Here is a 25,901-nt window from a genome sequence, read left to right as displayed (position 1 = left end):
TGATTTATAGCCCTTTAACGGAGGTGTTCTCAATGACTCTCTTCGCTTCCCCATCATTATTCATACTAGCAATCATTTCATTTGCACTAGCTTATTTCATCGGAGTAAAACAATACACTTGGCTCTTATCAGGATTCAATGAACGCCGTGTACCAGAAAAAGATAAGTTATCAAAAATAGTTGGTCTTTATAATTTAACTGCTGGTGTTATTGCCACAATTGGTAGCGTCTTCCTTACTCCTAATGTAAAAATCTTATTTCCTATCATTATAATTGGACACTTTATAATCGCTGCTTATGTAAATACACGCATGGTGCAGTGAAAAAAGATCACCCACACGGATGATCTTCTTATAATTTATCAACATATTGCTTCGCTTCTAGTAAAGAAAAACCAAAAGCTTCTCTTACTCTCTTAACTGCTGTAACTGTTTTTCCTTCTTCCATAAGCTGCCGCAACTCTTTATTAATTTCCGGTTCTCTATCTACAATTCCCATTTCTTTCGTAATTAGCTGTAACCTATCTTCCATTCGCTTTAAACGCGCATCCGTTTTCTTTTCAATTTTATTTAACTTTTCAACGATATAAATAAACCCAAAGATCGCTATCGGTATGATCATCCAAAATTCCATGACTATCCCTCCTCACTAGCTTTCATTTGTTTTATTTCACTAACTTATGTAAATTTTACCACGAAACACATTTAATGTATAATAGTAATATACAACACTGTTGATAAACCTTTTATTTCAGGGGGACACTTTATGAAAAGATTTTTTAAGACGTTACTACAATTTGTAGTTCTTTCAATTGCACTACATTTATTATTTGATATCGTTGGCTGGCTTGTTTTCATGGCGCCAATTCAAAACAAACAAATCATTATTTCATTAATTACAGCCTCATGGCTTATGTACATGTACCGCGATAAATTTTTTAAAACATTCACTTCGAATTAACTAAAAAAACTTCATCGATAAAAGATGAAGTTTTTTCTTTTTCTCTCATTCTCTATATAACATTTTTCGCAACAATTTTTATATGTTCTGGTGCGATAATCTCCGTTATACTTTCTTGGAAATCTTCCTGCAACATTTCTTCAATATGTTCTAACTGTACTTCAACATGTGTGCATTCTAAATTATGTATATTTAAAAGTGCATAATGATCTTTTTTCTTTATTACTAAATATTGATTTTCTTCTGTTACAAGTACAGAACCTAATCGTACTCCTAGTAGGCGTTGATCATCAAACTTCACAGCCATCCCCCTTACTTTATATGTAATAAAATAACATTTTATGTAATCTACTCTTTATAAACTATATCATAATTTATTAAAATATAAATATCATATTTCTTTTTACTAAAAACCCCCTATTCTTTTATATATTTCGATTCAAAAAACTTTCTCAACACGAAATTAGAATTTTCAGTTTTTATTCTTATGAAAATCAATTATAATAAAGTCAATAAATGTTTGACCTCTCCTAATTCATGTACATATGGATGATCAGTAGTCGCTGCTACTGATCTATTTTTTTGATTTCAGAAAGTAAATACGCCGCATCCTTTCCTACACCACAAATAAGTGCAGAACCTCTTTGAGACTGCCATGGCAAGCCGATATAATATAATCCTCTTACTGGACTTATTCCTTTTACATGATTAGGCAATCCATTCTCATCCACTGCCTTTTCTATTTCAATCCAGTTATAGTTCTGAATAAAGCCTGTTGACCATATAATACTTTCTGCACTATATGTTTCACCGTTCTGAAACATAATGTTATTTTTTGATGCACTTACTACTTTTTCCTGTAGTTGTATTGCTCCATTACGAATAAGTTCCTTACCTTCAAATCCAAAAATAGGATCTTTTCTCTTCTGAAACCATTTCCCCCTCTTGGTACTAACTTCAGCATACAATAAACCCAATTTTTCTAACCAATTAAAAATACTTTTTCTAAAAAAATGTAACGGTAAAAACGTTAAAGGATGACTGATAGACATCATAACTTCATGAGTTTTTGCAAGTTCTACTGCAATTTGCATTCCTGAATTCCCGCCACCTACTACGAGTACTTTCCCCTTAGGAATTTGTGGTGGTGATTTATATTGTGATGAATGTATTTGAAAAACATGTGATGATAGATTTGCTGAAACTGAGGGAATAAACGGTTGCTGAAAACCACCTGTTGCGATAATAACTTTTTTCGATTGTAAAACTTCTGTCGGAGTGTGCAATTCAAATATTTCTTCCTCCTTCCTTATTTTTAAAACTTCCGTTTGCAATTGTACCGGTAGTTGAAAATACTGTGCATATTCTTCTAAATACATTGCAATTTCATTTTTATGTGGAAATCCATTCCTTTCTCCTTTTAATATCATCCCTGGTAAACTACTATATTCCCTCGGTGTGAAGAGCTGTAAAGAATCATATCTATTCCTCCATGAATCACCAATTCGGTTTCCTGCCTCGAGTAGTAAAAAATTATATCCTTCTTGCTTCAAATAGTATCCCATTGTTAATCCAGCTTGACCCGCCCCAATAATAATTAGGTCTTTCATTCTAACCCCTCCTCTTTTTAAACATATGAATACTTGTTCACGTATTCATATGTTTCCATAATCATAACATTTAATTTTTATATGATTCAATATGTACTCAAAATAAAAAAGAGCAGCTTACCATAAAGTAAACTCCCCTTCATTCTATCTTCCCAGTCTTTAGCGCCTGTGCCCAATCATACCTTTCCTGTTGAACAGCCAATCCAGCTGCTTCTTCCCAATTATAAGAAACTGAAATTTGTTCAATTATCCATTCTCCCGAAACTTTTTCTATCACTACATATTTTGCATGCGGAGTTCCTGATTCCATTTTATGCACAATGGGTAATTCATCTTTGTACGCTGGAAGTCCTACACTCCCTGGATTTATTATGATTTTTCCATTTGCTAAATAAACAACTCTAGGAATATGTGTATGACCACATACTATTATTTTTTGTTCTATATTTTGGAGTTGATCCATTATATTTTTTTCACTCTTTAATACTGCACCATTCTCGTCCATCTCTTCTAGTAAATACACCTCATCTGAAGTTGGCGTACCATGACAAAATAAAATATCGTCTACAATATATTGTGAAGGATGTTGTTGTAACCAATCTATATGATTTTCTGTTAATTGATTTTGGACAAAAGTTAGTGTAGCAGACTGCCCTTGTATAGGTTCCCAAAGCATGCGATCACAGTTACCCTTAATATGTATCATCTCGTTCTTCATCAATATTTCAATTGTCCCTAAAGGATCTAACGGCCCATACAGACTATCCCCTAAGTTTATTATCATTTCAGCCTTGCGATGTTTAATATCTTCTAATACTGCTTTTAATGCATGACTGTTCCCGTGAACATCTGAAATTATAGCTATTTTCATCTAAATCCCCACTTTACTATATTATTTATAAACATCTGCCGCCAATTCTCTCAAAACATCCACATTCACTACTTCAAAGCATCCATCGTTCTTTTTTATAATCTCTTTATCACAAAAAATATTTAATGTGCGCAATAAATGCCGATAACTCGTTCCTAATAATTCCGCTGTTTCAGTTAAATTCCCACTAAATACAATTCTATTTCCGTGCTGCACCGCTCGTTCCCCTGCTGCTAACATGTAACTCGCAAGTCTATTTTCAAGCGGATACAATAAATTAATTGTACTATTTTTTGAAAGTCGATTTAACTTATGTGCTAACGATCCACAAATACATCGTAAAAATTTCGCATCATGAAATAGTTGATTTCTCACTTTTCCTAAAGGCAAACCAACACAATATGAATCTGCCATTACTTGTACGTTTGAAGCCGTCTTTTGAGAATGAATTAACTCCACATCTCCTAACAGCTGCAAACTATCATAAAAGCATAATAATACAGATTTCCCGTTACTTAATGTATTAAACGCTTTTGCTTTTCCTTCAACGAAGAAAAACAAATAATCTATCTCTTCATTTTCTCTACAAATAAACTCATTCTTTTTAAAAAATATAAGCTCCATATATGGTTTCATATCATTAGTAAAAAATGAATCAATGTTATTTTGTTTCATATACTCTGCTAATTTAATTGAATTACATATTTTCTTCATAGTCCCCCACCTTTACGACTCATCCCCATTGTAATCAAAATTTTCTTCCTCCACTATGACATATGTCATAGTAATACACAATTTCAGCATGATACAGTCATTACAAATATGAAATACAAAGGGGATATTACATTGTATAACTTTCTTTCTGTCTTTATTGGTGTGCTCATCGCCGTTATGCTTCCATTGAATGGGATTTTATCTGAGTTAATTGGCAAGTATACAGCAAGTGTTGTCATTCACTTTGTCGGTTTAATTGCAGTTATTTTCGTTTTAATCATAAACAAACATAAAATCCATTTTGATAAAAGTATTCCGCTTTTTTTATATAGCGCTGGAGCGATTGGAGTATTCACTGTTCTTTTTAACAATATAAGCTTCTCGGTCCTTGGTGCCTCTATTACGATCGCATTAAATTTACTCGGTCAATCCATTGCTTCCATCGTTATTGATCATTTCGGTTTATTAGGAATGAAAGTTGCTAAATTTGAAAAGAAAAAACTAATTGGATTATGTTTCATCTCTTCTGGAATTATAATCATGACAATTTATTAATGGGGGCAAGAAAATGTTATATATTACGATCGCTATTTTAGCTGGTGTTTCTATCGTTGTTGCTAGAATTATTAACGCGAATTTAGCAAAGAAAATTGGGAATTGGGAAGGCACGTTTTTTAATTATATTACTGGCTTATTTTTCTCTATGTTATTTTTAATTTTCAGTTCAGATTCAATGTATATTCCAATGCATACGTTACAATCCATACCTATCGCTGTATATTTAGGGGGATTAGTAGGCGTTATCGTTATTTCATTATCGAACTATATCACTCCTAAAATATCAGCATTTTATTTAACGTTACTCATCTTTATCGGACAGTTATTTGCAGGGACTATCATTGATTTCTTCCTGACAAATGAACTCTCAACTGGAAAGATTATCGGCGGTGTTTTCGTATTAATTGGGCTTACTTACAATTTACTCGTTGATCGCCCTCTTAAAACTGTTAAGAATAGCCACGTTCAACTATAATACTTTACGCTTACCTATCATATATTAATAGAAAAGCTCTTCATACGAAGTAATAGAGAGGAGAATATTCTATTAAGAAAATTATTTTACTGATTTGTAGCACATTGATTATTTGTGGAATCGTATGGTTTATAAACTCTGGAAAATCTATTCAAGATCTCTATACAGCAAATAAGCCCAAGAAAAAAGCTACTATTATTTCCACTCAAAGGGATCCAAATGAGCCCCCTGTCTTTTTAGGAAAACAGGAAATAAAAGATATACATGTCGAATCCATTAAAACAAAAAAGGATCTCTTCCTCACAAAAACAGATGAATTAAAAACGTTTATTAATAGTATGGATACCGCAAAAAAAGGAAAATTAACATTAGATGAAAAAGGATCAGATTTAATAGATTGTGATATGTGGATTACTTTCGAAGATGGAACTTATAAAAAATATTTCATATGGGTAGTTGATCATCACAATAACGAAGTGATGATTGCTCAGCAAGATACTCCTGATGATGTAAACCTAACGTACTATCAATTAAATGAAGATAGTTCCAAAAAAGTTTATAACTTATTTAAAAAAATTATTTAAACGAAAAAGTCATGAGCACGTGAGCTCATGACTTTTTGCACTATACATATTCAGGAAACACTTTACAATCCTTTTCCTGTTCTATATCATGTCCAAAGAAAATAATTGGTTTCTCTTTTGTCACAACTTCTTTTAAACGTTTAATTGAAGATAAAGCTAATTCCGAATCAAATCCCGCAAACGGCACTTCATCTTCAAAATTCTCTTTCGTATAAGATGCATCAATCGTTAATAATACAGGACCGTTTTTTTCCGTCTCAATTAATAATGACTGATGTCCTGGAGAATGTCCTGGTGTATACAATAACCGAACACCAGGTACCACTTCATAATCACCTTCAATAATTTTGTAGTTTAAATTTGGCAGTATACACTCTTTCAAATATTCCTCTCTATACTGTGCCGCCTCATATTCAGCACGTTGTATAATGATTGGCGTATTCAAAAAAGCACCATTTCCTCCTGCATGATCAAAATGCAAGTGCGAACTAATAATATATAGGAGATCATCTGGCTCATACCCTGCACGTTTTAAAATAGTTACAATTCTATCTTCTTCAGTCATTTTCGGTAAAATCTGTCCTTCTGCAAATGTACCGTTAAAAAGCCCTTCATTATTAACTGCACTTTCTGGCATACCTGTGTCTACTAAAATAGGACCTTCTTCCGTCTCCAAAAGATAACACCAAACCGGCAAGTTTAATAGTTTTCCCGGTGTTAACGCACTGTTAACAGACGAATGATCCAACATACAACGACCTGCTGGGATGAAATAAAGTTTCTTTACTGTCATTACGTATCCACCTTTACATTTAGTTTTAGATAAAGTAACACAGTTAAAAATTCTTCTTTTTAGAAATAAACTCCTTCCACACTTTCATACCAGCATAAATAAAAAAGAGTGTACTTTTTTACATAATGACACTCCACCTACTATAATAAAAGAGTAAATGACTCTTACTTTAATGGAGGGAATACAAATGAAAGCAATTGGTTTACATGAATACTTACCTATTGAAGAAGAAAACAGTTTAATTGATATGGAAGTTGAAAAACCTGTTGCTACAGGGAGAGATATACTCGTTAAAATTAACGCTATTTCCGTTAATCCAGTTGATACAAAAGTTCGCTCTCCGAAAGATAAAAAAGAAGAAGTAGCGAAAATACTTGGCTGGGATGCGAGTGGTGTTGTTGTACAAACTGGCGAAAGTTGTACGTTATTTAAAGAAGGCGACGAAGTGTTTTACGCTGGAAGTATTACGAGACAAGGTACCTATAGTGAATACCACCTCGTTGATGAAAGAATTGTTGGTAAAAAACCAAGAACGTTAAGTGATGCTGAATCTGCAGCACTTCCGTTAACAGCTATTACAGCTTGGGAAGGTTTATTCGAACGTTTAGGTATTGATTATAATAAGAAAGATACGAACTCCTTTAAAAACATTTTAATTATAGGCGGTGCTGGTGGTGTAGGTTCAATTGCCATTCAACTTGCAAAATGGGCCGGACTAAATGTTATCACAACTGCATCCCGCAATGAAACGATACACTGGGTTAAAAAATTCGGTGCCGATTATATCATTAACCATCACCAACCTTTACAAGAACAAATATTAGAGTTTGGGCTAAAAGATGTAGATTATATTTTCTGCCTAAACAATACAGATCAACATTGGCAAGCAATATGTGACCTCATTAAACCACAAGGAAAAATTTGCTCTATCGTAGAAAATGAGCACCCTCTTGAGATGGGCATTTTAAAAAGTAAAAGTGCTACACTCGTTTGGGAATTTATGTTCACAAAAGCGATGTATGAAACTGGAGACATGATTACGCAGCACGAACTATTAAATAAAGTAAGCGAACTACTAGATGAAGGCATTTTACAGACTACTTTAAATGAAACATTTACACCAATTAACGCTGAAAATGTAAAAAAAGCACATGCACTGCTTGAAAGCGGCAGTACAATTGGGAAGATCGTTTTAGAAAAGTTTTAATAACAAAAAGTCCGATTTCCAAATGAGAAATCGGACTTTTTTACTATCTTTATTTACTTGAAATCTCTTGATCATTTTGAACATCTAACGGAGGTCGTTTCCCTATTCCGAAAGCATAGAAACTAATTGTAACGATAGCTAAGAAAATGATACCTACAATTAATGAAATGCGCGTATCATCGTTAAACCACATTCCGATTAATACCATAATTAAAAAGGCAATTGTTAAATAGTTTGTAACAGGAGCAAATGGCATTTTGAAAGGATGATCTTTCATCTCTGCCCCTTTTTCTTTTCTAAAATTAATTTGACTAATTAGAATGACAAACCATGGTACCATACCAGGAAGTACACTCGCACTATATACATATACGAATAAATTTTTCGGTGCGATATAACTTAATACAACACCAATCGCTAAACCGATAATTACGCCAACTGTTCCGAATAAAGGTACACCATTTCCAGAAAGTTTCGTGAAATATTTCGGCGCTTGTCCATTTACACCTAACGTATATAGCATACGACCAGCACTATAAATACCACTATTACAACCAGACATTGCCGCTGTAATAACAACGAAGTTAATAAGTCCAGCTGCTGCCGTAATACCAACCTTCGCAAAAGTTGCTACGAACGGACTACCAATTGTACTTAATTGATCCCACGGATACACAGTTACAATAACGAAAATAGCACCGATGTAGAAAATTAAAATACGCCAAATTGTACTTTGAATCGCTCTTGTAAGTGTCTTCTTCGGATCCTTCGCTTCACCAGCAGTAATACCGATTAATTCCACTCCTTGATACGCTCCTACTACAAGTGATAATGCAAAGAAGAATCCCGAAAAACCACCTGTAAAGAAACCACCATTTGACCAAAGATTTGATATACCAATCGCTTCTCCGCCGTTACCAATTCCAAAGAAAATAAGTCCAAATCCCGCAATAATCATTAATAAAATCGTAACGATTTTAATCATCGCAAACCAAAATTCAAATTCACCAAATGACTTAACAGAAATTAAGTTAGCTGCACCAAGAATAACCATTGCAATTACACCTGGTATCCAAGCTGGTAAATCTGGGAACCAATATTGCATATACGCCCCAACCGCGATAATCTCTGACATCCCAACGATAACCCACTGGAACCAGTTACTCCACGCTGTCATATAACCAGCTAACGGGTGAATATACTTATGACCGAACGTTGCAAATGACCCTGTACTTGGCTCCATATACAACATTTCTCCCATGGCACGCATGATGAAGAAGATAAAAATACCTGCAATTGCATAAGCAAGCATAACTGACGGACCTGTCCATTTAATCGTGCTGGCTGACCCCATAAACAAACCAACACCAATTGTTCCGCCTAAAGCAATCATTTGAATATGACGTGCTTCTAAACCTCTTTTCAATTCTTTGTTTGCCACTTCACTTCCCCCTCTTAGATGATTCATAGCCGCATTTTAAAACAAGATGCTTTCCCCTAATTCTTTTCGGCCTTGAAAATGATGAAGCAAACGTCATTTTACACTAGCTTTAAAGCTATCCTAAAATCGTTTTTATTGCTTCTTATAAAATTCTCAAAACCTTTCATCTTCCAATATTCTATAAATCTTAAAATTACTTACCTTATATTAATTTATTAATCTGAAAAATTCAATTATTTTTTCAATAAATTAATATGCATGATTACGTTTAAATTTTAACTGAATTAACAATAAAATACATCTATTCAATATGATTCCGGTATGTATATTATTACAATATAAATAACCGAGGAGAGCATTTTTTCCTCGGTTTCACATCTCATGTACTTCAATTGTTATAGTTGATAACGTAATTTCCCACGCGTCCAATTCATATACCAACCAGAAATTTAATATATTAATAAACTACTAACTTTTTTAATCTAATTTTGAGGCAGGAATCTTACTGCCTCAAAACAGCGGGATAAAATATAAAAGAGTCTCATTTTTAATGAGACCCTTTTACCATTACATATTTAAATCGTTTTTGAAGTTTGTTTACCTAAAATAAACACTTTAGTAAACACTGTCATGATAACGACTATAGTTAGAAAATAAAGTGGCATCACTAGTAACGAGCCCGTATGCAGCTGACTCATTCCCCAAATTGTCATCGTTACAATTACATAGTACCCTAAGCTAAACAATGCACCTGCTGTACCAATAACATCTTGAAAATCTACTAATGCTAAACTTAAACAGTTAGGTAGCGCTACTCCGATTCCTAATAGCAATATAAACATCGCTACTAAAAATACAACCATATATATTGCATTCGGATTTGGTCCAACAAACGTAATAACAGATAAAAGGATAGCTCCTCCTGTCATTACGAGACAACCGATATATATAATTTTCTCTGGTTTATAAGTAGCAAGTAAACGTTTCGAAACTTTCGCTCCAACAATAGAAGCAGACGCTACAACAATTCCTAAAAATCCATACATACTAGGCGATAATTGAAAGTATTCAATAAAGATAAACGGTGCTTCTGCATAATAGCTAAATAAAACACCATTTGCTCCTCCAATTAATAGCCCATACGTTACTACTTTCGGATTTGTAATTAACTTCTTTAAGACTGCAAACACATTTATTTTATTCGTTACCGAGTCCGTTTTTGTTTCTGGAAGAGAAACAAACGTATACAGAAAAATACCGATACTCATAACTACTAAACTTAAAAATACGATTTTAAATCCAAACATTTGATCAAGAAAGCCACCAATTAACGGTCCTATCGCTGGTGTAAAAGCAATAACTGCCGAAATTTGAGCAAACATAACATGGCGCTTATGCCCCTCTACACTTTCACGTAGAATCGTTTGTGTCACAACTGATCCTGCACTTGCTCCAAACGCTTGAATAAAACGACTTACCAATAAAACTTCAATGGAATTTGTAATAAAGCATAAGAAACTCCCAACGCCATATACGACAATTCCAAGTAACATTGCTGGGCGACGGCCAATTATATCTGATAACCATCCAATAAAAAATACACCTAAAGCAAATCCAGCAAAATACACACTAAGCGTTAACTGTACCTCATTATTACTTACATGTAACGCCTTTGAAATGTCCGGTAAAGACGGTGTGTAGATCGTTTCACTAATTTGCGGAAATGCGACAAGAATAATCATTAACAAAAGTGATGGTACTGAGACTTTTTTCATTTTTCATACCCTCCTATAACTTTGAAAATCTCAGAAATAAAAAGACTTTCCTTAGCTACGGAACAGGAGGGGCCATGATAGAAATTCGCTCATAAAACAACAAAGAAAACACCTCAATTACGTATGTTAATACTTATAGGAGGGTAATATTAACATTGATTTTTTAAATACACTTTTTCAATTATATTACATATTGCGTTTCTTTTTCTATTATTCGGCCTTGGCAGATTTATTAAAGAGATACCTTGAATCAACAACCTTTTTATGGAATAATTAGAAATAGTTTGAATCAATAGATTTAATTATTAAACGATAGACTAGCATATTTCTAATTTCGCCAAGCTTACAAACAGGAGGACTTTCGTAATGATTGAAATTTTAAGGACACTATTAAACTTCCTAATTTCTCTATTCTCAGGAGAATTACCAATTGTATATTATGTATGGATTATTAGCCTATTCCTAATTCAAATAACCCAATCTACTCTGAACTATAAGCTTTTTAACAAGAAAGATAATTTCAGCACTTATATATTGGAAGGATTACTCGCTTTTATTATTTTATTGTTTGGAGGCATGTTAGTATCTAAGTTACTTGCTTACATAATAGACGACCCTACTATTAGTATGACGAATGTAACACATTATTTTGTTTCTCTTATCATATTAACTATATTTGTCTTAATAACCTGCGTTAAAGACTTTATAGAGACATCTATAAAGAATAAAAATATATTACTTTTTAGCTTTTTAGTAATTTCCTTAATAACAAGTATACTTTCGTTCAAGTTTTTATCACCTTTAATTGAAGGTTCTTTTTCTCTTTCTAAATCTTTTATCACCACTTTAATCATTCTTGTAACTATATCAATCCCTCTATTAATTTCCTTAGAGGATAAGTATGCAGATGAAAAAGAAACGGAAAATGTATAGTTTCTCATTTATATAAAAGAAAGAGGGAGCTCCCCTCTTTCTTTTATATCATCCCTTTTAATATCAATCCTAAAACTGACATTATTATCGTACTAATAATAATTCGCAAAATCCAAGTTGTGTTTGTACTTATTTTTTCTAATTGCTTATTAATTGTTGCTATGTCTTTCTCATTAATAGTAGTACGCGTTTCTAAAGCACGAATGTCTCTCATAATTTCTTTTTGGTCGGCCTTGAGACTGTCAATTTTAGCATAAACATCTTCCATATATTCACACCCTCTGTTCATCTTAATAGAAAAATCTATATATATTATGAGACAACCCTCTTACCGGTGAATACATTCCATATATGTGCGCACCAAATTATTTGCACAATCTAATTATGTTTCCATTCTTCTATATTAAAATTAGCGTTAGGATAAATTAAATATAGAAAAGGAATCCCTTGTTTATGTAACAGCAAACAAGGTGCTCTCCAGCATATGAGAGCACCTAAGATAATTTCTATTGTTTTCATCACCATTTTCATGTTTACTGACTCAATATAGTCAGTATGATTTTATGAAGAGTCTACTTTGTTAGCTGCTTAATGTATACTAATAGTAATACGAAATAGTTCCATTGATAAACTCTCTAGAACAATAAATATACTGGCGGAAACAGACCTATACCCAATATTTTTTCCAGTAACATGAATGGTTATTTCTAATAAATGCGTTTGTATACCATTGTTTTCAAAAATTCCATCCTCAACCTTTACAATATCTGCTTCACAATCTACTTCTTTAAAAGTTTTCAGTAATTTTGTTTTTAATAAACTACAGTCAAAGTTTTCATCTTTTATTACAGCAAATTTAACCTTCATATCGATTTCCCCATTTTTAACAAACTAAAATCATTAAATCTATATAAATATATATTATTCTATTAAACAATTCAAAATATATGTTTCTTATAAACCATTACTAAATTCCAGTTCTAAGACTTTATATAAAAAAGAAAACAAATAAAATGAAATTCTAATCATTAAGAGGGGTATCTATCCCCCACTAATTGTTTAGTTGAACTAACCAGACATTTACAAGATTAAAAAATTACTCTTTCAATCGCTAAACTAATTAATATATAATCCCCCTGTTTTCAGTGGCTCAAATTTTTTCATTTTTAATTCATGGATTCTGAGAACTTTTTGCTTTAATATTAATTAGTCGCTTCTTAAGTTCTGTAATATTGGAAATAACTATATAGTGAAACAAATTAACTATTAGGAGTGCTATTGATGTTTGATATACTTCGTCTCTTAATTTTTTTTCTCATTGCTATCTTTTTATTTTTCTCCATAATAATGGAATTTAAAAAACCTCAAAAAAGTGTATTTTGGTTTTCGATTGAAGTCTTATCTCTTCTAGGAATTGTAATGCTTTTTAAAGATTTTTTATCAAAAATATAACTTAACCCACGAATAATCACGTGTTTCAAATACGATATCTTTATCTGTTGAACGACCTTATCTCTCGTTAAAAAATCTTGTTTTCACCCTATTTCTTAACAAGGGCTCTAGCCTTAAGTTGTCTTTTCTTTATAAAAAATAGCCTGCCTATTTCTGTAGGCGGGCTATATCTTTATTACACCATACAAAAAGTATACTCTCTTCTCCACTTGAACTTTATGTAATAATACAGATTCCAAATAATGATAAAAGCAACAAACTTTCTTATAACATCCTCATTCTAGTAAGAAAGTAGCTAAAGCTGTCCTATCTTTAGAAAGGGATGATGCTAATATTGTTAATAGCACAAAAAAGCACCGTCACAAATGACGGTGCTTTTTCTATGTAAGAGCTACTAGAAGATACCCTTCTAGTCTACTCCCATTTATAAGTCCAAAATTGTTCCAGTTGCAACCATTTTAATGTTGCTGCATCTTTGTTTTTAATTTTCGCGTGTGTTTCTTCAAGCATCGCTTCTGTTTGCGAACGGTGCGCACCTAGTGCAGCTAATTTATGCTCAAATACTTCACTAATATTATTTACAACATCCGGCTCACCGAGTACAGCTTCGCGATTTTTCGTAATCGCAACCGCATGAATAACTGGACGTTCTTCTTTTGACATACGTGATACAGCTCGAACTACAGCGCGGTCAAATGCATCATGATCTGGATGTACGCCGTGCTCTGGATAAAATGTAATAATTCGAGATGGATTTACTTCTTGAATAATCGCTTCAATTTTGTCTGCAACGAAATCAACATCTTCAAATTCTAACGTTTTATCATGGAAACCAAGCATTCTTAAATCTTTGATTCCCATCGCTTCACATGCATCTTTTAATTCTTTTTCACGGATATTCGGAATCGTTTCACGGTTAGCAAATACGTTCTTACCCATGTTACGTCCCATTTGTCCTAGCGTACCGCACGCATACGTTACAGGTACTCCTTGATCTGTTAATAAGCGAATTGTTCCTCCCGCCGCAAATGCTTCATCATCTGGATGCGGAAATACAACAAGTACATGTCTCTCCATAAGTTTCCCTCCTTCTTACTTAAATGGCGTTAAGCTTAACTCAAGTGCAACTGCTAAGCGGCCTTGGTTATCGTGCCCTGCAAGTAATAAACGCTCTTTATCGTCTACTTCCCAGTGCGTAATACCTTCTGCATATACCCAGCCATGATCCATCTTTAGACCAACTCGGTATGGGTTTGTTCCAGTAATCTTTCCGCGCTCAAAGCGAATCATTGCATTTCGAATGAATGCTCCAACTGTCATCATCTTTTCATTAAAGTGTGACGCGTACGCTCCATTCGTCGTTTCTAAATGAATATATACATCTTTATTTACAAAACGTTCAATTTCATTTTGAATAAGAGAACTATCTTTTACTATTTCCATCGGAATTCACCTCTTTAAACCATTTTACGCAAAAATAATGTAAATTGCTATCTCTATATTAGAGGACAACGCCCACTTTTCCTAATAATTTGCACTGTGTTTCTTCATTTTTTTATATCATATTTGACACTCCCACGGCTAAAGCCGCAAGCTGACTAACGTCAATGGGATTCTTGCTACCAAAGGCGACGTCTATTTCTAGTATCGCTGACGTGCAAGATTGCGGTGTGCCATCACCACTCCGTATCCAGTGCATCTAGCAGATACGGCACTCGTTCTATTACCAAACGAGTCAGATTGTGAGTTCTCAAATGTGTTTTAGCGTCTTGTACTTGACGACTCAATACATTTTGCGGAGTAGAAGAATTTGTTACTCCAACCTCATATGTATTCTGTTTTCAGAGAACAAGATTGTTTTAGAGACTTTTACTTGTCTGTTATGAAAATTATACCATTTCAAATACTCGATGTACAGAACATACTTTCGGTATTTTATCTGTACATCGCATTTGACCTCACTATCATCCACCCCTAAAGGGGGTACTATCGCACCGTAGTGGGCTTTCCTATTCGGAAAATCTGTAAAATCATCATTTTTTCCTTCACTTTGTTAAATAGTTTTCTTTCTTTTTTGAATTTGCTACAATATATTTTATCCCGTATGAATACAGCGAGATACATTTTGACAATTAAATACATACTTTAAAGAAGGTGACATGATTGGAACAATCAGCACATGAAGTAGCAAATTGGCAATATTATTTTGCAATTGCCGTATTTTTAGTCACGTACGGATTTATTATTTCTGAGAAATTGAATCGTGCTGTAATCGCACTATTCGGTGCTGCTATTATGATTATTTTTGGAGTTGTTGAATTACATACCGCTTTCACATCACATATTCAATGGGAAACGATCACTCTTTTAATTGGGATGATGATTCTCGTACATATTACGAGTCAATCAGGCGTCTTTGAATTTGTGGCCATTAAAGCAGCGAAGGCAGCTGGCGGAAAACCAATCCGTATTTTATTACTGCTATCCCTATTAACTGCTGTCGGATCTGCATTTTTGGACAATGTAACGACCGTCTTATTAATCGTACCTGTTACACTATCTATTACACGTATTTTAAAAGTAAATCCTGTTCCTTATTTGATTTCAGAAGTATTATTTTCAAATATAGGCGGAACAGCAACATTAATCGGTGACCCACCTAATATTATGATTGGATCAGCAAATAAGCATTTAGACTTTAATGCCTTTTTACTTAACTTAGCTCCTATCGTAATTATTATTTCTATCGTGACACTTGGCATTATTTACTTCCTGTATCGTAACAAACTAAAAACAACACCTGAGCAAATCGAAAAATTAATGTCATTAAATGAAAAAGATTATATTAAAGATCAAAGCCTCCTTTTAAAATCGATCACGATTTTGGGACTAACTATTTTAGGGTTTATCCTTCATTCTGTTATTCATGTAGACGCTGCGGTTGTCGCGATGACAGGCGCTACACTTCTTATGCTAATTGGAGTAAAAGAACACGATATTGAAGATGTATTTGCCCACGTTGAATGGGTAACTATTTTCTTCTTCGCTGGACTATTTGTTCTCGTTGGCGGGTTAATTGATATCGGACTTATTTCTTCACTCGCAAAAGAAGTACTCGACGTAACGAATGGTGATATCGGTTTTGCCGCTATACTTATTTTATGGGTATCAGGGACCGCATCTGCGACAATTGACAATATCCCATTTGTCGCAACGATGATCCCACTTATTCAAGATTTAGCTACAGGGCTCGGACTATCTGTCGATTCTCCGCAAATCGAAGTACTATGGTGGGCATTATCACTTGGAGCTTGCTTAGGAGGAAACGGAACGTTAATCGGAGCATCAGCAAACGTAGTCGTTGCTGGTATCGCTAAACGTGAAGGACATGCTTTCTCTTATATGGACTTCTTAAAAATTGGTTTGCCGTTAACAATCATTGCATTACTATTATCACATGCTTATATATATTTACGTTATTTAATGTAAAAGTTGTATTGCATGAAATTATATCGACGATTCGACAGAGAATATCGACTTACCGACAAATAACGACAACGAAAAAGGTATGCAGCGCTAAACTGCATACCTTTTTTCGTTCACCAAAATATACCGATAATTGCTAATCCGCCTAAAATCATACCACCAATTTGTCCAACGATTGTTGGTGATAGTTGAACACCTTTCCTCACTTCAACAACCGGTCTTTCGTGCCTTAGTTGCTGCACTTCGCTTTGAAGTTGATGTACACTTCCGTGTAATTCTTTAATTAGTTCCTTCAATTCAGCGACCTCTTCATTTACTGGTTTTGCTTTTTCTAAATTCATTTTGCATGACTCCTTATAAAGTGAAACTTTAATAAGTGGGGGGCATCCCCCACTTATTATTAGTTGAACCAATCGGACGTTTACGGACAGTTAACGCGGGATAAGTTCAATCAGTACATTGTAAAAATTCGCCAATTATCGTTATATCTCCTGCATTTTACACATATAAGAATGCATTTTTAATCTTGCAGCTCTATCCATTCATCCCGCAGTATCCCCATAATGATACGATCAAAACATTTCCCATCTCTTTGCACTGCTTCTCTCATACAGCCTTCCATCTGAAAACCCATCTTTTTATACAACTCAATAGCAGCTTTGTTATAAGAAATAACATCAAGACCAACGCGGTGTAAATTCAATTCATAAAAAGCATACTTTAAAATAAGATGGATTGCTTCTCTTCCATATCCCTTTCCTCTATCATTTGCATCTCCTATACCAATTGCTAATAACCCCGTTCTGTTATTCCACTCTATGCCATGAATTGCAACAAAACCAATTAAACGATCTTCTTGAACTGTCCTCAACATGAAAGATACACTATTCGATCTCCGTCCCTTTAATAACCCATCACTTGCTATTTCTTGTAACGATTGTGGAAATGCTACATCTGTATCGACATTTCTTAAATACTCACTATCCTCTTGCCACATAGCCATTACTTCAGCATCTGCTTCTCTCATAGCTGTTAATTTAATCGTTTTATTTTGAAAAAGATTCATTGTCATTTCAAACTCCCCCTTTTTAATAACGGGGATAATTATTAGCCTATCTATCCCCTTGTTCCATAAACTGCTTTATAAACGGGATACTTACAATAAGCGCTGACATTGGCACATCTCCTCTGCATTAAATTACGTTCATTGTATAATTTTTTATTTATTCTAACAATAAAAAGACCCTCAAAATTTAGAGGATCTTCCGAACAACGAATCGATATTATTTCGTAAACATTTTCTCAGCTTCATCCATTGCCATTTTGTTTCCTAAAGCAGAATAATCAAGCCATGGTTGGTCATTGATAATGTATACGTGCTTGCCTTTAACAGCTTTTAAATCTTTCCAAATTGGTGTTTCTTGAAGTTGTTTAAATGCAGCTTTTGCCTTATCGTCTCTATTTACAACAACGAAAATCGCATCTGCATCAAAGTCAGGTAATACTTCTTGTGAAATGACTTCGAAAGGACGTTTTTCATCGATTTTCTCTACACCATTTGCAGGTTGTAATCCTAAGTCTTGGAATAAAATTGGTCCCATCGGTCTTTTCGTACTAAATACACGTAATTCTTTTGCAGTAACGCGAATTGCCATTACTTTTTCGTTATTACCTAGCTCTTTATCTATTAAACCTTTTACTCGTTTTGATTGCTCCTCGTAATCTTGAATATATTGATCCGCTTCTTTCTCACGGTTTACAAGTTTACCAACTTGTTTTAAATGGTCTCTCCACGTACCTTCATCTAAATTGAAAGTATGCGTTTTTGCAATTTTTTCGTATTTCGCTACATCTTTACCCGCGTATTTTTCATCCACATAAATGTCAGTAGGCTTTAATTGAAGTAATGCTTCCATATTCGGATCAGTTACAACACCAAGTTTTTTCGTATCTTTCAGTTGTTCTTTTGCATGTGGTAAGAAATCTTTTAAATCTCCACCAATTACAGAACCTACTGGTGTAACTCCTAATGCAAGTAAATCATTTGTTAAATGAATAGACATTGAAGCAATTTTTGGGTCATTACTTTTTTCCGTTTTTTTCGTTGCCTCTTCATTAGATTTCGTTTGACCACATGCTGCTAATAATAAAATACACATGATGCTAAATAAAATAGTAAGTTTCTTTTTCATATGTTCTCCTCTTTGAAGTATTTATTTTGTTTTTGTAAGTAAATAAAGAAAATACGGTGCTCCTAATGCGGCCACTACTACACCAGCTGGAATAGAGTTTGGCTCAAATATAGAACGGCCTATCGTATCTGCTAGTACTAAAATAATCATTCCGATAATGCCAGCTAAAGGAAGAAAGTGTTGATATGTAGTACCTACTAACTTCCTTGCGATATGCGGAGCAACTAAACCGATAAAACCAATTCCTCCTGCCATCGATACACTTGCGCAAGATAATCCAACCGCTGTAGCTAAAAGTAATAACCGTTCTTTTTGAACAGAAACACCAAGTCCTGCTGCTACACTATCACCTAGTGACAATGCATTTAACGTTTTAGATTTTAGCCACGCATAAGGGGTTAGTATGACTATCCAAGGTAATAATGCAAAGACATGAATCCAATCCCTTCCCCACACGTTACCAACTAGCCATCTAGAAGCGAATGTATATGTCTCATCATTTAACTTGAGAGAGAAAAATAACGAAATTGCACTAAAGCCAGCTGAAACGGCAATACCAACGAGAATAAGTCTAATGGGAAGTAAACCTTTTGACCGATCACTCGCAAGTAAAATAATAAGAAATGCAGCTAATACTCCTCCGCCAAATGTAAATAACGGTATTAAAATCGATGCATTCTCATTAATAGAATGAAAGAAAGTAACGAATATAATTAGCCCGAAAGATGCACCTGCATGCAGTCCAAGAATACCAGGATCGGCCAATGCATTACGGGATAACCCTTGCAAAATCGCACCGGAAATCCCAAGGCCAATACCAGCTAACATTGTGATTATAATTCTTGGCATACGATAATCGTATAGCACGGTTGCACTCTCAAAATCACCATGACCGAAAAGCGTTTGAATTACTTTGAGCGGTGCAATGCTAAGTGTCCCCGTATTTAAGCTAAGCAAAATGACAGCGATACTAATACAACCAAATATTGTAGTTACAGTAACGGCTCTCGTTTTATCTGTGTTTAAAATCTTCTTCACTTACAACTCCCTCCCAACTTTACGTGCTATATAGAGGAAGAACGGAACTCCAACAAGAGCCACCATAATTCCTATTGCAAGTTCTTTAGGAGGATTTACTGTTCTTGCCCCTAAGTCAGCTAAAACTAATAACATGGCTCCTAAAAATGCTGACATAGGAATAATGAGTCGATAATTCACACCAACTAATTTTCTAGCAATATGCGGGATAACTAGTCCTACAAATCCAATAGAGCCAACAGCTGAAACAGATACACCTGCAAGAATGACTACTATAATCATCCCTAGTATTCTCGTTCGGTTCGTTTTTACTCCTAAATTCGTAGCGACGTCATCCCCCATTGATATGAGTGAAATAGACCGCCCTATCACTGTTGCAAAAAGAATTGTTATGAGAATAATAGGAACTAAAAATTTCAAGTGTTCCCACTTAACCCCTGCAACACCACCAGCGTACCAAAAAGCTAAATCTTGACTTAAGTCATAATAAATCGCGACACCTGAACTTAACGAATGTAAAAGCGCAGCCATAACTGCCCCAGCGATTGTTAATCTCATCGGTGTTAATCCGCCTGATGTTGCTGATCCGATAATAAAAATGAGCACTGTACTTAAGACCGCTCCAATAAAGGAGACAATCATTAAATAGGAATACGGCATATGCGGGAAAAAGGCAAAACTAAGTGCTACTACAAACATCGCACCTGCATTTATGCCAAGCACACCTGCATCCGCTAAAGGATTTCGTGTTACTCCCTGCATAACAGCTCCAGCCACTGCAAAAGCCGCTCCTACAACTGCTGCACCAATTACCCTTGGGAGTCTTAATTCATAAATAATTTGGTGCTGCGTTAATTTCGGATTATAATCAAAAACCGCTGTCCATACGGTTTGTAAATGGATATCCTTTGCACCAAATGCAACTGCTAAAAATATAGAGCCGATTAAAGATAAAATTGTTAAGCTCATGAAACATATGAACTTAATATGTAGCCAGCGATTATTGCCAGCATATACAGCAGGCTTATGTAACATGTTTCATTTCATCCTTTATATTCAGTTGTTTTTTATAATTATTTTTTATTTGTAATTATTATTGATAATAATTATCATTTTCATTTAGATATTATATCGCCACTTTTTTTAAATAGCAAACTATTTTTTTACTTTGTTAAATATTAAAATACTTATTACAATTCCCTTCCAAAACTTACAAATACACGCAAAATAGAATACTAGCTTATTTTTAAAAGTGTAGTATACTTAATCATTATTTTGAGTTTTCAAATAAAAATATCCAAGGTGATGCAATGTTATATATAAAACAACTACTCTATTTTACTTATGAACAAGCATTATCCTGCTTATTCCCAGTCGTTATTTTCTTAACACTAGCCCTTTCAAAAATCTTTTCGATCCCAGGGTTATATCGCTACGATTTCATACTCATCGTATGCCTTCTTATGCAGTGGGTTATGTACAAGACTGGCCTTGAGACGAAAGACGAATTAAAAGTAATTACTGTCTTCCACCTCATCGGCCTTTTACTAGAAATATATAAAGTTCATTTCGGTTCATGGAGTTATCCGGAAGAGGCATATTCAAAGGTTTTTGGAGTTCCACTTTACAGCGGCTTTATGTATGCAAGTGTTGCAAGTTACATATGCCAAGCGTGGAGAAGATTGCATTTGCAAATGCATCATTGGCCGAAAGCTATTTTTGTAATACCTCTAGGAGCAATGATTTACTTCAATTTTTTCACACATCATTTTCTATACGATTTTAGATGGTTCTTAACTTTACTTCTATTCATCGTTTTCTTTCGGACATTTGTGGAATTTTCATTACGAGGCGTTACATATAAAATGCCGCTCGTTCTCTCCTTTTTTCTTATCGGATTCTTTATTTGGATTGCAGAAAACATCGCAACATTTTTCGGTGCATGGCAATATCCAAATCAACGGGAAGCGTGGGATCTCGTCCACTTTAGTAAAATTAGCTCATGGTTTTTACTCGTTGTTATTAGCATTATGATTGTTACACAACTCAAACATTTGAAAGAGTCGAAAAGATAATACTGATTATGTAAAAACAGTTAGCCCATCACTCATTAGAGGGTGATGGGCTTTTTTTAGTAATATTTTTTAAACCGTCCTTATCAAAGGAGTTATAATTTACAATAGCATAAGCAGTTGCACATTATGAACTACTACTAGCTGAAGAAGTTGCTGCAGATGAAGCGGCAATCGTTGCCATCATAGCTGCTTGTTGTGCTTGGATAAGGACTTCTATCATAGTTTGTAAACCTGTGTTGGTAGCTTTACTTTCCTCACCTTTCTGACTTACGAACAGTTGAATAGCAATAAGAATATTCGTATCTGTATGCCAACGGAATAATTTCTCTCCCTGCAATTTTTCAATCAACGCTTTAATAGAATGAATCTCTTTTTCTCCATCCTCAAGTAACGCTAATAGCCCGATTGCTGGGTAATGCATCTGTTTCACTTTTACCTTTTCTTGCTTTAACAAATTCCATATGTTTGTGCATGTTGCAACTAATATTTCTTCCCTGACATCCTTCTTTAGTGAAAGAATATGGCTTAGAAATTGGAGGTCATTCCCTTTGCACAAGCCAGCTTTTGCTAGTTTCTGATAAAGACGCTCCACTCGATCCATAAGTGTTTCTACATGCTCTGATTGTCCCGCTAATAAAACCGCGAGCGGATAATCATTTGTACCTGTTAGAAAAAGATGATCCTCTTTCATACGTTTATATACTTGCATCGAACGCTGAATGTGCGTGCCATGATGTTCATTATCTTCTGTTAAAAGCACAGCTGCTGCAAGATAAGTAAATATACTCCGGCTAAAACCACCAGCGACCAATTGTTCATATAAATCTAAAAACTTCCGAAAAGCTTTCTTGTAATCTGTAAAGTGAATATCTAATGTTGCAGCCACTACAAAGCGATGATAAGACTTTAAGTATGAAAACATTCCTGCCTCATTCTTAATATAACTACTAATTTCTAAAAAACGTTTGAGATCAAGCAATTTATCACTACTTGCATACATAGCAGCAATCATCATTCCTGTTCGAGGATCACTCGTTTTCCATTTTAGTTCTCCCTTTAACTGTGAATATGTATGTATATATTGCTCCAGCTTTTGTTCTAATGTAATCATAGTATTCACCCCTATTTCTAGTTCTTCTCTTTTATTATACGTATATTCCATATTTAGGAATACCTTATTTCATAATCACATCTTAAAAATTAGAAGGTTTCTTGTCCTTCTTCATCAGTAGCACGATGATCCCCCCTAATCCTTCAAGAAGTTATACAAAAAAGGTAGATAATAATTTATCTACCTTTTTTGTATATATTATTTAACATTACACCTGTATTGCTTGTTATATGCAATTAAGACTAAAGAGCTTTAATAATACGTTCCATCGCCTTCATTTGCCCAATATGATCCGCTTCATGATAAAGCATCATGCCGTATAGCTCACCAACTGTTTCTAGTCCTAAGAATGGCTCTGGCAGTTTATTTTCAAATGCTTCTGCTGGCATTTCGTTAATACGTTTTGCTTGTTCTTTTAATTGGGCCATTAATACTTCTAATGACGGTCCTTCTGTTTTCCATTTAGATGGTCTTGATCCATATCCAAACATACCTGGATATTCCGTTGGTAATTGTTTGAATTCTTTTCCAAACATAAAAACTTCTGCTGCCGTTAAAACGTGACCGATATGCCAGCGGATTGTATTATTAAAACCATTCGGCTGCGTATCCGCAGTTTTATCGTCTAGCGTCTCCATAAATTTAAACAATTCCCCACGCGTTATTTCAAATTGTTTTAAACCAACTAATCTATTCATCTTATCGTTCTCCCTCTTGATGCACAATTTATTATGAACTAAGAATGTTCAACTTATTAAAGTTTCACCTTGTATAATCTATCAGAAACAATTAATAAATACACCTAATATGCTTAATAAAAAGGTTCACCCCTCGTAAATATAGAATTACTTACTGCACAAATATTTTAGTAAACAAAAAAGGAGTGTTAATTTCATGTTACATGTTTTAAAACAGCAATATCACCTTATTAGCTCTACAAGAGAAACTTTATTTTCGTTTTTGGAAGAAATCCCGCTAGAAAAATTACATAGCACTGTTCCCAATTTCGGAAACGGTAGTATTATAAAGACCCATATTCATGTAGCTGATTGCTACCGATACTGGCTTGGATCATTCGCATTTAAGCAAAAGCGAGCAGATTTTTCATTTGCTAGTGATGATGAAATTGAGCATGCAGATGTAGAGAAAGTCCGTGCTAGATTTAAGTTAGTAGATGAGACTGTACAACGGTTTTTAGAGGAATACAACGACCGGTGGCTCGAAAATATAGCAAATGAAGTGAAATGGCAAAAAGAGCCTTGGAGCATAACTCCGCTATGGCTTTTAACTCATACGGAAACGCATGAATTTCACCATAAAGGCCAAATTGTATCTATGGCTCGTCACCTTGGGTACAATCCTCCTGATACAGATCTTAATCTTAATTAATTCAATCGTTCAAACAAATGAATTACTATAACTATCGTTAGCAGTGTTTATATATATGGAAAGGCCCTTCATTCTTTTTGATGTTGTTTATAGTTTTGCAATTTTTTTGCGGCACAAACTTGTAATATATTTTAATTATGTTTGTGTCGTGTTCTTACTAACTAGTTTCATATCCATAAAAAATATATTAATATGTTTCCTTCTATAATTTCAGTTACCTAATCAATAAGAGGTTCTTTCTTTTTATTATGAATGTATACAAAACAAACACGAAAATTCCGAAAATAAAAGTTGAAAACGCTGGTAACACTTTATCATTTGGCACGTACATTTTTCGAAATGTGCGTGCCATCCTGTTTATACAAACATTTCCCCTAAAGGTCCAAAAAAGAATAAGAGAGCTAATACAACTACTGCTACCGCCATAATGGTAATAATGGTGCCTTTTTTCACTATAATTCCCTCCTTATTTTGGATAGGTATTTATTTCATTTCAGTACGCATGAAATTCCAGACTCCAGCTAAACTAAACAAGAGAAAACCACCTATTACTGCTAGGTACAAATCTTGGGTTGTCTGTGTAAATCCAAGTTGATTTTCGGGTGTCATAGCATAAGCAGGCTGTGACCAAGGATAATATCTTCCATACTTTGAACCTGTCACAAAGATATTCGGAATTATAAAAGCAAAATTCAAGGCAATTGGAAGAGAAAAGTTTTTCCATTGTATCGCCAGCCAGGTTTGAAGGGCTATAAGAGGCAGAATGGACAACCACCCATTTAGAAACAGGCCTAAAAATTCGAAATATGGAAATGTTCCTGTCACCCCCATCACTTTCCCTAATATAAGGAAATACAAAAACATCATAACATTTGTCATTCCTACCAACAGCCAACCCCATATCATCTTTGATAGATAAAAGTATACTTTTGGAATAGGATAGGACAAAAGTTGCTTCCACCCCCCATTTGCATGTTCAAAACGGCAGAGTATTGCCAGATACACACTTGAAAGTAGTGGACAAAGAACAGTTCCATACAAAAACTCGACTTGGGTCCATGCCCCCGTCCATCCTACCATTCCATTCTCTTCAAAAACATGGATATGAGTAACATAGTTGGCCACTCCAACAACAGTAAGAAATAGAGGTGTTATCAGAATAATCAGCCAAATTTGCGTATAGTTCCTAAGCTTCAGCCAATCATTCCATAATACATCTTTAAACATACTCTTCCTC

30 protein-coding genes and 1 pseudogene are annotated in these 25,901 nt (G+C 34.4%); 10 read left to right on the top strand and 21 right to left on the bottom strand.

The genetic code is table 11. From position 1 onward, the window contains the following. Positions 1 to 32 precede the first annotated feature (32 nt). The gene (locus LMD38_RS09890) at positions 33 to 323 is read left to right on the top strand and encodes a DUF3784 domain-containing protein (protein ID WP_000171761.1); all 291 of its coding nucleotides are present in this window, start codon (positions 33 to 35) and stop codon (positions 321 to 323) included. A 28-nt stretch (positions 324 to 351) separates the two neighbouring features. Here the strand turns inward: LMD38_RS09890 and LMD38_RS09885 are convergent, their stop codons facing one another. Further along, the gene (locus LMD38_RS09885; RefSeq protein ID WP_000397700.1) at positions 352 to 633 is read right to left on the bottom strand and encodes a hypothetical protein; all 282 of its coding nucleotides are present in this window, start codon (positions 631 to 633) and stop codon (positions 352 to 354) included. Positions 634 to 765: 132 nt separating this feature from the next. Between LMD38_RS09885 and LMD38_RS09880 the strand changes: the two genes are divergently transcribed. Then, positions 766 to 960 carry a hypothetical protein gene (locus tag LMD38_RS09880; RefSeq protein WP_062821366.1) on the top strand — a complete coding sequence of 65 codons (195 nt, stop codon included), beginning with the start codon at positions 766 to 768 and terminating at the stop codon, positions 958 to 960. Between the two features lie 52 nt (positions 961 to 1,012). Here LMD38_RS09880 and LMD38_RS09875 read toward each other — a convergent pair whose 3' ends face one another. The 4 genes from LMD38_RS09875 to LMD38_RS09860 all read right to left on the bottom strand — a co-directional run bounded on the left by LMD38_RS09875 (position 1,013) and on the right by LMD38_RS09860 (position 4,155). Then, on the bottom strand, positions 1,013 to 1,261 hold the full coding sequence (locus tag LMD38_RS09875; RefSeq protein ID WP_000666946.1) for a hypothetical protein: 249 nt from the start codon (positions 1,259 to 1,261) through the stop codon (positions 1,013 to 1,015). Positions 1,262 to 1,526: 265 nt separating this feature from the next. Next, a complete protein-coding gene (locus LMD38_RS09870; RefSeq protein WP_062821365.1) occupies positions 1,527 to 2,570 on the bottom strand; it encodes a flavin-containing monooxygenase in 1,044 nt (347 codons plus the stop codon). Positions 2,571 to 2,709: 139 nt separating this feature from the next. Next, positions 2,710 to 3,441: a metallophosphoesterase family protein gene (locus LMD38_RS09865; protein ID WP_000684257.1), complete on the bottom strand. Its 732-nt coding sequence runs from the start codon at positions 3,439 to 3,441 to the stop codon at positions 2,710 to 2,712. A 21-nt stretch (positions 3,442 to 3,462) separates the two neighbouring features. Next, entirely contained in the window at positions 3,463 to 4,155 is a 693-nt protein-coding gene (locus tag LMD38_RS09860; protein ID WP_061182846.1) for a cyclic nucleotide-binding domain-containing protein, read from the bottom strand. 108 nt (positions 4,156 to 4,263) lie between these two features. Between LMD38_RS09860 and LMD38_RS09855 the strand changes: the two genes are divergently transcribed. From LMD38_RS09855 to LMD38_RS09845, 3 genes are all read left to right on the top strand, one after another. After that, positions 4,264 to 4,710, top strand: a complete 447-nt coding sequence (locus LMD38_RS09855) for a DMT family transporter (RefSeq protein WP_227585694.1) — start codon at positions 4,264 to 4,266, stop codon at positions 4,708 to 4,710. Between the two features lie 13 nt (positions 4,711 to 4,723). Continuing rightward, positions 4,724 to 5,188, top strand: coding sequence for a DMT family transporter (locus LMD38_RS09850; RefSeq protein WP_000965818.1), 465 nt, complete (start codon positions 4,724 to 4,726; stop codon positions 5,186 to 5,188). Positions 5,189 to 5,277: 89 nt separating this feature from the next. After that, positions 5,278 to 5,772, top strand: a complete 495-nt coding sequence (locus tag LMD38_RS09845) for a hypothetical protein (protein WP_228920360.1) — start codon at positions 5,278 to 5,280, stop codon at positions 5,770 to 5,772. Between the two features lie 40 nt (positions 5,773 to 5,812). Here LMD38_RS09845 and aiiA read toward each other — a convergent pair whose 3' ends face one another. Beyond that, positions 5,813 to 6,565, bottom strand: a complete 753-nt coding sequence (gene aiiA / locus LMD38_RS09840) for a quorum-quenching N-acyl homoserine lactonase AiiA (RefSeq protein ID WP_000216576.1) — start codon at positions 6,563 to 6,565, stop codon at positions 5,813 to 5,815. A 187-nt stretch (positions 6,566 to 6,752) separates the two neighbouring features. On the opposite strand from aiiA, the gene LMD38_RS09835 reads away from it, so the two are divergent. After that, positions 6,753 to 7,772 (top strand): zinc-binding alcohol dehydrogenase family protein, encoded by a 1,020-nt coding sequence (locus LMD38_RS09835; protein WP_061182843.1) that lies wholly within the window; start codon positions 6,753 to 6,755, stop codon positions 7,770 to 7,772. A gap of 49 nt (positions 7,773 to 7,821) precedes the next feature. Here LMD38_RS09835 and LMD38_RS09830 read toward each other — a convergent pair whose 3' ends face one another. Then, a complete protein-coding gene (locus LMD38_RS09830; protein ID WP_016718131.1) occupies positions 7,822 to 9,213 on the bottom strand; it encodes an amino acid permease in 1,392 nt (463 codons plus the stop codon). A gap of 575 nt (positions 9,214 to 9,788) precedes the next feature. After that, positions 9,789 to 10,988, bottom strand: coding sequence for a multidrug effflux MFS transporter (locus LMD38_RS09825; protein ID WP_062821364.1), 1,200 nt, complete (start codon positions 10,986 to 10,988; stop codon positions 9,789 to 9,791). A gap of 366 nt (positions 10,989 to 11,354) precedes the next feature. On the opposite strand from LMD38_RS09825, the gene LMD38_RS09820 reads away from it, so the two are divergent. After that, a complete protein-coding gene (locus LMD38_RS09820) occupies positions 11,355 to 11,921 on the top strand; it encodes a DUF5823 family protein (protein WP_062821363.1) in 567 nt (188 codons plus the stop codon). Between the two features lie 43 nt (positions 11,922 to 11,964). Here the strand turns inward: LMD38_RS09820 and LMD38_RS09815 are convergent, their stop codons facing one another. From LMD38_RS09815 to LMD38_RS09800, 4 genes are all read right to left on the bottom strand, one after another. Continuing rightward, the gene (locus LMD38_RS09815; protein ID WP_000390460.1) at positions 11,965 to 12,189 is read right to left on the bottom strand and encodes a hemolysin XhlA family protein; all 225 of its coding nucleotides are present in this window, start codon (positions 12,187 to 12,189) and stop codon (positions 11,965 to 11,967) included. A 320-nt stretch (positions 12,190 to 12,509) separates the two neighbouring features. After that, positions 12,510 to 12,788 carry a hypothetical protein gene (locus LMD38_RS09810; RefSeq protein ID WP_061130367.1) on the bottom strand — a complete coding sequence of 93 codons (279 nt, stop codon included), beginning with the start codon at positions 12,786 to 12,788 and terminating at the stop codon, positions 12,510 to 12,512. Between the two features lie 999 nt (positions 12,789 to 13,787). Next, on the bottom strand, positions 13,788 to 14,450 hold the full coding sequence (gene bshB2, locus LMD38_RS09805) for a bacillithiol biosynthesis deacetylase BshB2 (RefSeq protein WP_228920269.1): 663 nt from the start codon (positions 14,448 to 14,450) through the stop codon (positions 13,788 to 13,790). A 15-nt stretch (positions 14,451 to 14,465) separates the two neighbouring features. Then, positions 14,466 to 14,816 (bottom strand): YojF family protein, encoded by a 351-nt coding sequence (locus LMD38_RS09800; RefSeq protein ID WP_000407043.1) that lies wholly within the window; start codon positions 14,814 to 14,816, stop codon positions 14,466 to 14,468. A gap of 720 nt (positions 14,817 to 15,536) precedes the next feature. On the opposite strand from LMD38_RS09800, the gene LMD38_RS09795 reads away from it, so the two are divergent. Continuing rightward, a complete protein-coding gene (locus tag LMD38_RS09795) occupies positions 15,537 to 16,862 on the top strand; it encodes an ArsB/NhaD family transporter (protein WP_062821216.1) in 1,326 nt (441 codons plus the stop codon). A gap of 110 nt (positions 16,863 to 16,972) precedes the next feature. Here LMD38_RS09795 and LMD38_RS09790 read toward each other — a convergent pair whose 3' ends face one another. The 5 genes from LMD38_RS09790 to LMD38_RS09770 all read right to left on the bottom strand — a co-directional run bounded on the left by LMD38_RS09790 (position 16,973) and on the right by LMD38_RS09770 (position 21,124). Next, positions 16,973 to 17,200, bottom strand: a complete 228-nt coding sequence (locus tag LMD38_RS09790) for a coiled-coil domain-containing protein (protein ID WP_001047304.1) — start codon at positions 17,198 to 17,200, stop codon at positions 16,973 to 16,975. A gap of 179 nt (positions 17,201 to 17,379) precedes the next feature. Then, positions 17,380 to 17,931, bottom strand: a complete 552-nt coding sequence (locus LMD38_RS09785) for a GNAT family N-acetyltransferase (protein ID WP_228920267.1) — start codon at positions 17,929 to 17,931, stop codon at positions 17,380 to 17,382. Positions 17,932 to 18,142: 211 nt separating this feature from the next. Then, positions 18,143 to 19,051: an iron-hydroxamate ABC transporter substrate-binding protein gene (locus LMD38_RS09780; RefSeq protein ID WP_062821218.1), complete on the bottom strand. Its 909-nt coding sequence runs from the start codon at positions 19,049 to 19,051 to the stop codon at positions 18,143 to 18,145. A gap of 21 nt (positions 19,052 to 19,072) precedes the next feature. Continuing rightward, positions 19,073 to 20,089 (bottom strand): FecCD family ABC transporter permease, encoded by a 1,017-nt coding sequence (locus LMD38_RS09775; protein WP_062821219.1) that lies wholly within the window; start codon positions 20,087 to 20,089, stop codon positions 19,073 to 19,075. Beyond that, positions 20,090 to 21,124: a FecCD family ABC transporter permease gene (locus LMD38_RS09770; RefSeq protein WP_062821220.1), complete on the bottom strand. Its 1,035-nt coding sequence runs from the start codon at positions 21,122 to 21,124 to the stop codon at positions 20,090 to 20,092. A gap of 275 nt (positions 21,125 to 21,399) precedes the next feature. Between LMD38_RS09770 and LMD38_RS09765 the strand changes: the two genes are divergently transcribed. Further along, a complete protein-coding gene (locus LMD38_RS09765) occupies positions 21,400 to 22,164 on the top strand; it encodes a DUF817 domain-containing protein (protein ID WP_062821221.1) in 765 nt (254 codons plus the stop codon). 124 nt (positions 22,165 to 22,288) lie between these two features. Here the strand turns inward: LMD38_RS09765 and LMD38_RS09760 are convergent, their stop codons facing one another. Both LMD38_RS09760 and LMD38_RS09755 read right to left on the bottom strand, forming a co-directional pair. Beyond that, entirely contained in the window at positions 22,289 to 23,326 is a 1,038-nt protein-coding gene (locus LMD38_RS09760; RefSeq protein ID WP_062821222.1) for a DUF4003 domain-containing protein, read from the bottom strand. Between the two features lie 191 nt (positions 23,327 to 23,517). Then, entirely contained in the window at positions 23,518 to 23,973 is a 456-nt protein-coding gene (locus LMD38_RS09755) for a DinB family protein (RefSeq protein WP_062821223.1), read from the bottom strand. 196 nt (positions 23,974 to 24,169) lie between these two features. Between LMD38_RS09755 and LMD38_RS09750 the strand changes: the two genes are divergently transcribed. Next, positions 24,170 to 24,664 (top strand): DinB family protein, encoded by a 495-nt coding sequence (locus LMD38_RS09750; protein ID WP_062821224.1) that lies wholly within the window; start codon positions 24,170 to 24,172, stop codon positions 24,662 to 24,664. A 214-nt stretch (positions 24,665 to 24,878) separates the two neighbouring features. Here the strand turns inward: LMD38_RS09750 and LMD38_RS09745 are convergent. Both LMD38_RS09745 and LMD38_RS09740 read right to left on the bottom strand, forming a co-directional pair. Continuing rightward, positions 24,879 to 24,998: pseudogene (locus LMD38_RS09745) on the bottom strand (CPBP family intramembrane glutamic endopeptidase); the annotation flags it as partial. Positions 24,999 to 25,147: 149 nt separating this feature from the next. After that, the gene (locus LMD38_RS09740) at positions 25,148 to 25,891 is read right to left on the bottom strand and encodes an ABC transporter permease (protein ID WP_062821225.1); all 744 of its coding nucleotides are present in this window, start codon (positions 25,889 to 25,891) and stop codon (positions 25,148 to 25,150) included. Positions 25,892 to 25,901 lie beyond the last annotated feature (10 nt).

This window comes from Bacillus pacificus (assembly GCF_020861345.1).
In the GTDB taxonomy this organism is placed as follows: domain Bacteria; phylum Bacillota; class Bacilli; order Bacillales; family Bacillaceae_G; genus Bacillus_A; species Bacillus_A pacificus.
The sequence above is the reverse complement of the archived record's forward strand: the minus strand, read 5'-3'. Positions and strand labels throughout refer to the sequence as shown.

Coding starts and splice junctions, on each gene's coding strand:
- LMD38_RS09890 (WP_000171761.1), top strand. CDS start 33: ATGACTCTCTTCGCTTCCCCATCATTATTCATACTAGCAATCATTTCA.
- LMD38_RS09885 (WP_000397700.1), bottom strand. CDS start 633: ATGGAATTTTGGATGATCATACCGATAGCGATCTTTGGGTTTATTTAT.
- LMD38_RS09880 (WP_062821366.1), top strand. CDS start 766: ATGAAAAGATTTTTTAAGACGTTACTACAATTTGTAGTTCTTTCAATT.
- LMD38_RS09870 (WP_062821365.1), bottom strand. CDS start 2,570: ATGAAAGACCTAATTATTATTGGGGCGGGTCAAGCTGGATTAACAATG.
- LMD38_RS09865 (WP_000684257.1), bottom strand. CDS start 3,441: ATGAAAATAGCTATAATTTCAGATGTTCACGGGAACAGTCATGCATTA.
- LMD38_RS09860 (WP_061182846.1), bottom strand. CDS start 4,155: ATGAAGAAAATATGTAATTCAATTAAATTAGCAGAGTATATGAAACAA.
- LMD38_RS09855 (WP_227585694.1), top strand. CDS start 4,264: ATGAAATACAAAGGGGATATTACATTGTATAACTTTCTTTCTGTCTTT.
- LMD38_RS09850 (WP_000965818.1), top strand. CDS start 4,724: ATGTTATATATTACGATCGCTATTTTAGCTGGTGTTTCTATCGTTGTT.
- aiiA (WP_000216576.1), bottom strand. CDS start 6,565: ATGACAGTAAAGAAACTTTATTTCATCCCAGCAGGTCGTTGTATGTTG.
- LMD38_RS09835 (WP_061182843.1), top strand. CDS start 6,753: ATGAAAGCAATTGGTTTACATGAATACTTACCTATTGAAGAAGAAAAC.
- LMD38_RS09825 (WP_062821364.1), bottom strand. CDS start 10,988: ATGAAAAAAGTCTCAGTACCATCACTTTTGTTAATGATTATTCTTGTC.
- LMD38_RS09820 (WP_062821363.1), top strand. CDS start 11,355: ATGATTGAAATTTTAAGGACACTATTAAACTTCCTAATTTCTCTATTC.
- LMD38_RS09815 (WP_000390460.1), bottom strand. CDS start 12,189: ATGGAAGATGTTTATGCTAAAATTGACAGTCTCAAGGCCGACCAAAAA.
- LMD38_RS09810 (WP_061130367.1), bottom strand. CDS start 12,788: ATGAAGGTTAAATTTGCTGTAATAAAAGATGAAAACTTTGACTGTAGT.
- bshB2 (WP_228920269.1), bottom strand. CDS start 14,450: ATGGAGAGACATGTACTTGTTGTATTTCCGCATCCAGATGATGAAGCA.
- LMD38_RS09800 (WP_000407043.1), bottom strand. CDS start 14,816: ATGGAAATAGTAAAAGATAGTTCTCTTATTCAAAATGAAATTGAACGT.
- LMD38_RS09790 (WP_001047304.1), bottom strand. CDS start 17,200: ATGAATTTAGAAAAAGCAAAACCAGTAAATGAAGAGGTCGCTGAATTG.
- LMD38_RS09785 (WP_228920267.1), bottom strand. CDS start 17,931: ATGACAATGAATCTTTTTCAAAATAAAACGATTAAATTAACAGCTATG.
- LMD38_RS09780 (WP_062821218.1), bottom strand. CDS start 19,051: ATGAAAAAGAAACTTACTATTTTATTTAGCATCATGTGTATTTTATTA.
- LMD38_RS09770 (WP_062821220.1), bottom strand. CDS start 21,124: ATGTTACATAAGCCTGCTGTATATGCTGGCAATAATCGCTGGCTACAT.
- LMD38_RS09765 (WP_062821221.1), top strand. CDS start 21,400: ATGTTATATATAAAACAACTACTCTATTTTACTTATGAACAAGCATTA.
- LMD38_RS09760 (WP_062821222.1), bottom strand. CDS start 23,326: ATGGAATATACGTATAATAAAAGAGAAGAACTAGAAATAGGGGTGAAT.
- LMD38_RS09755 (WP_062821223.1), bottom strand. CDS start 23,973: ATGAATAGATTAGTTGGTTTAAAACAATTTGAAATAACGCGTGGGGAA.
- LMD38_RS09750 (WP_062821224.1), top strand. CDS start 24,170: ATGTTACATGTTTTAAAACAGCAATATCACCTTATTAGCTCTACAAGA.
- LMD38_RS09740 (WP_062821225.1), bottom strand. CDS start 25,891: ATGTTTAAAGATGTATTATGGAATGATTGGCTGAAGCTTAGGAACTAT.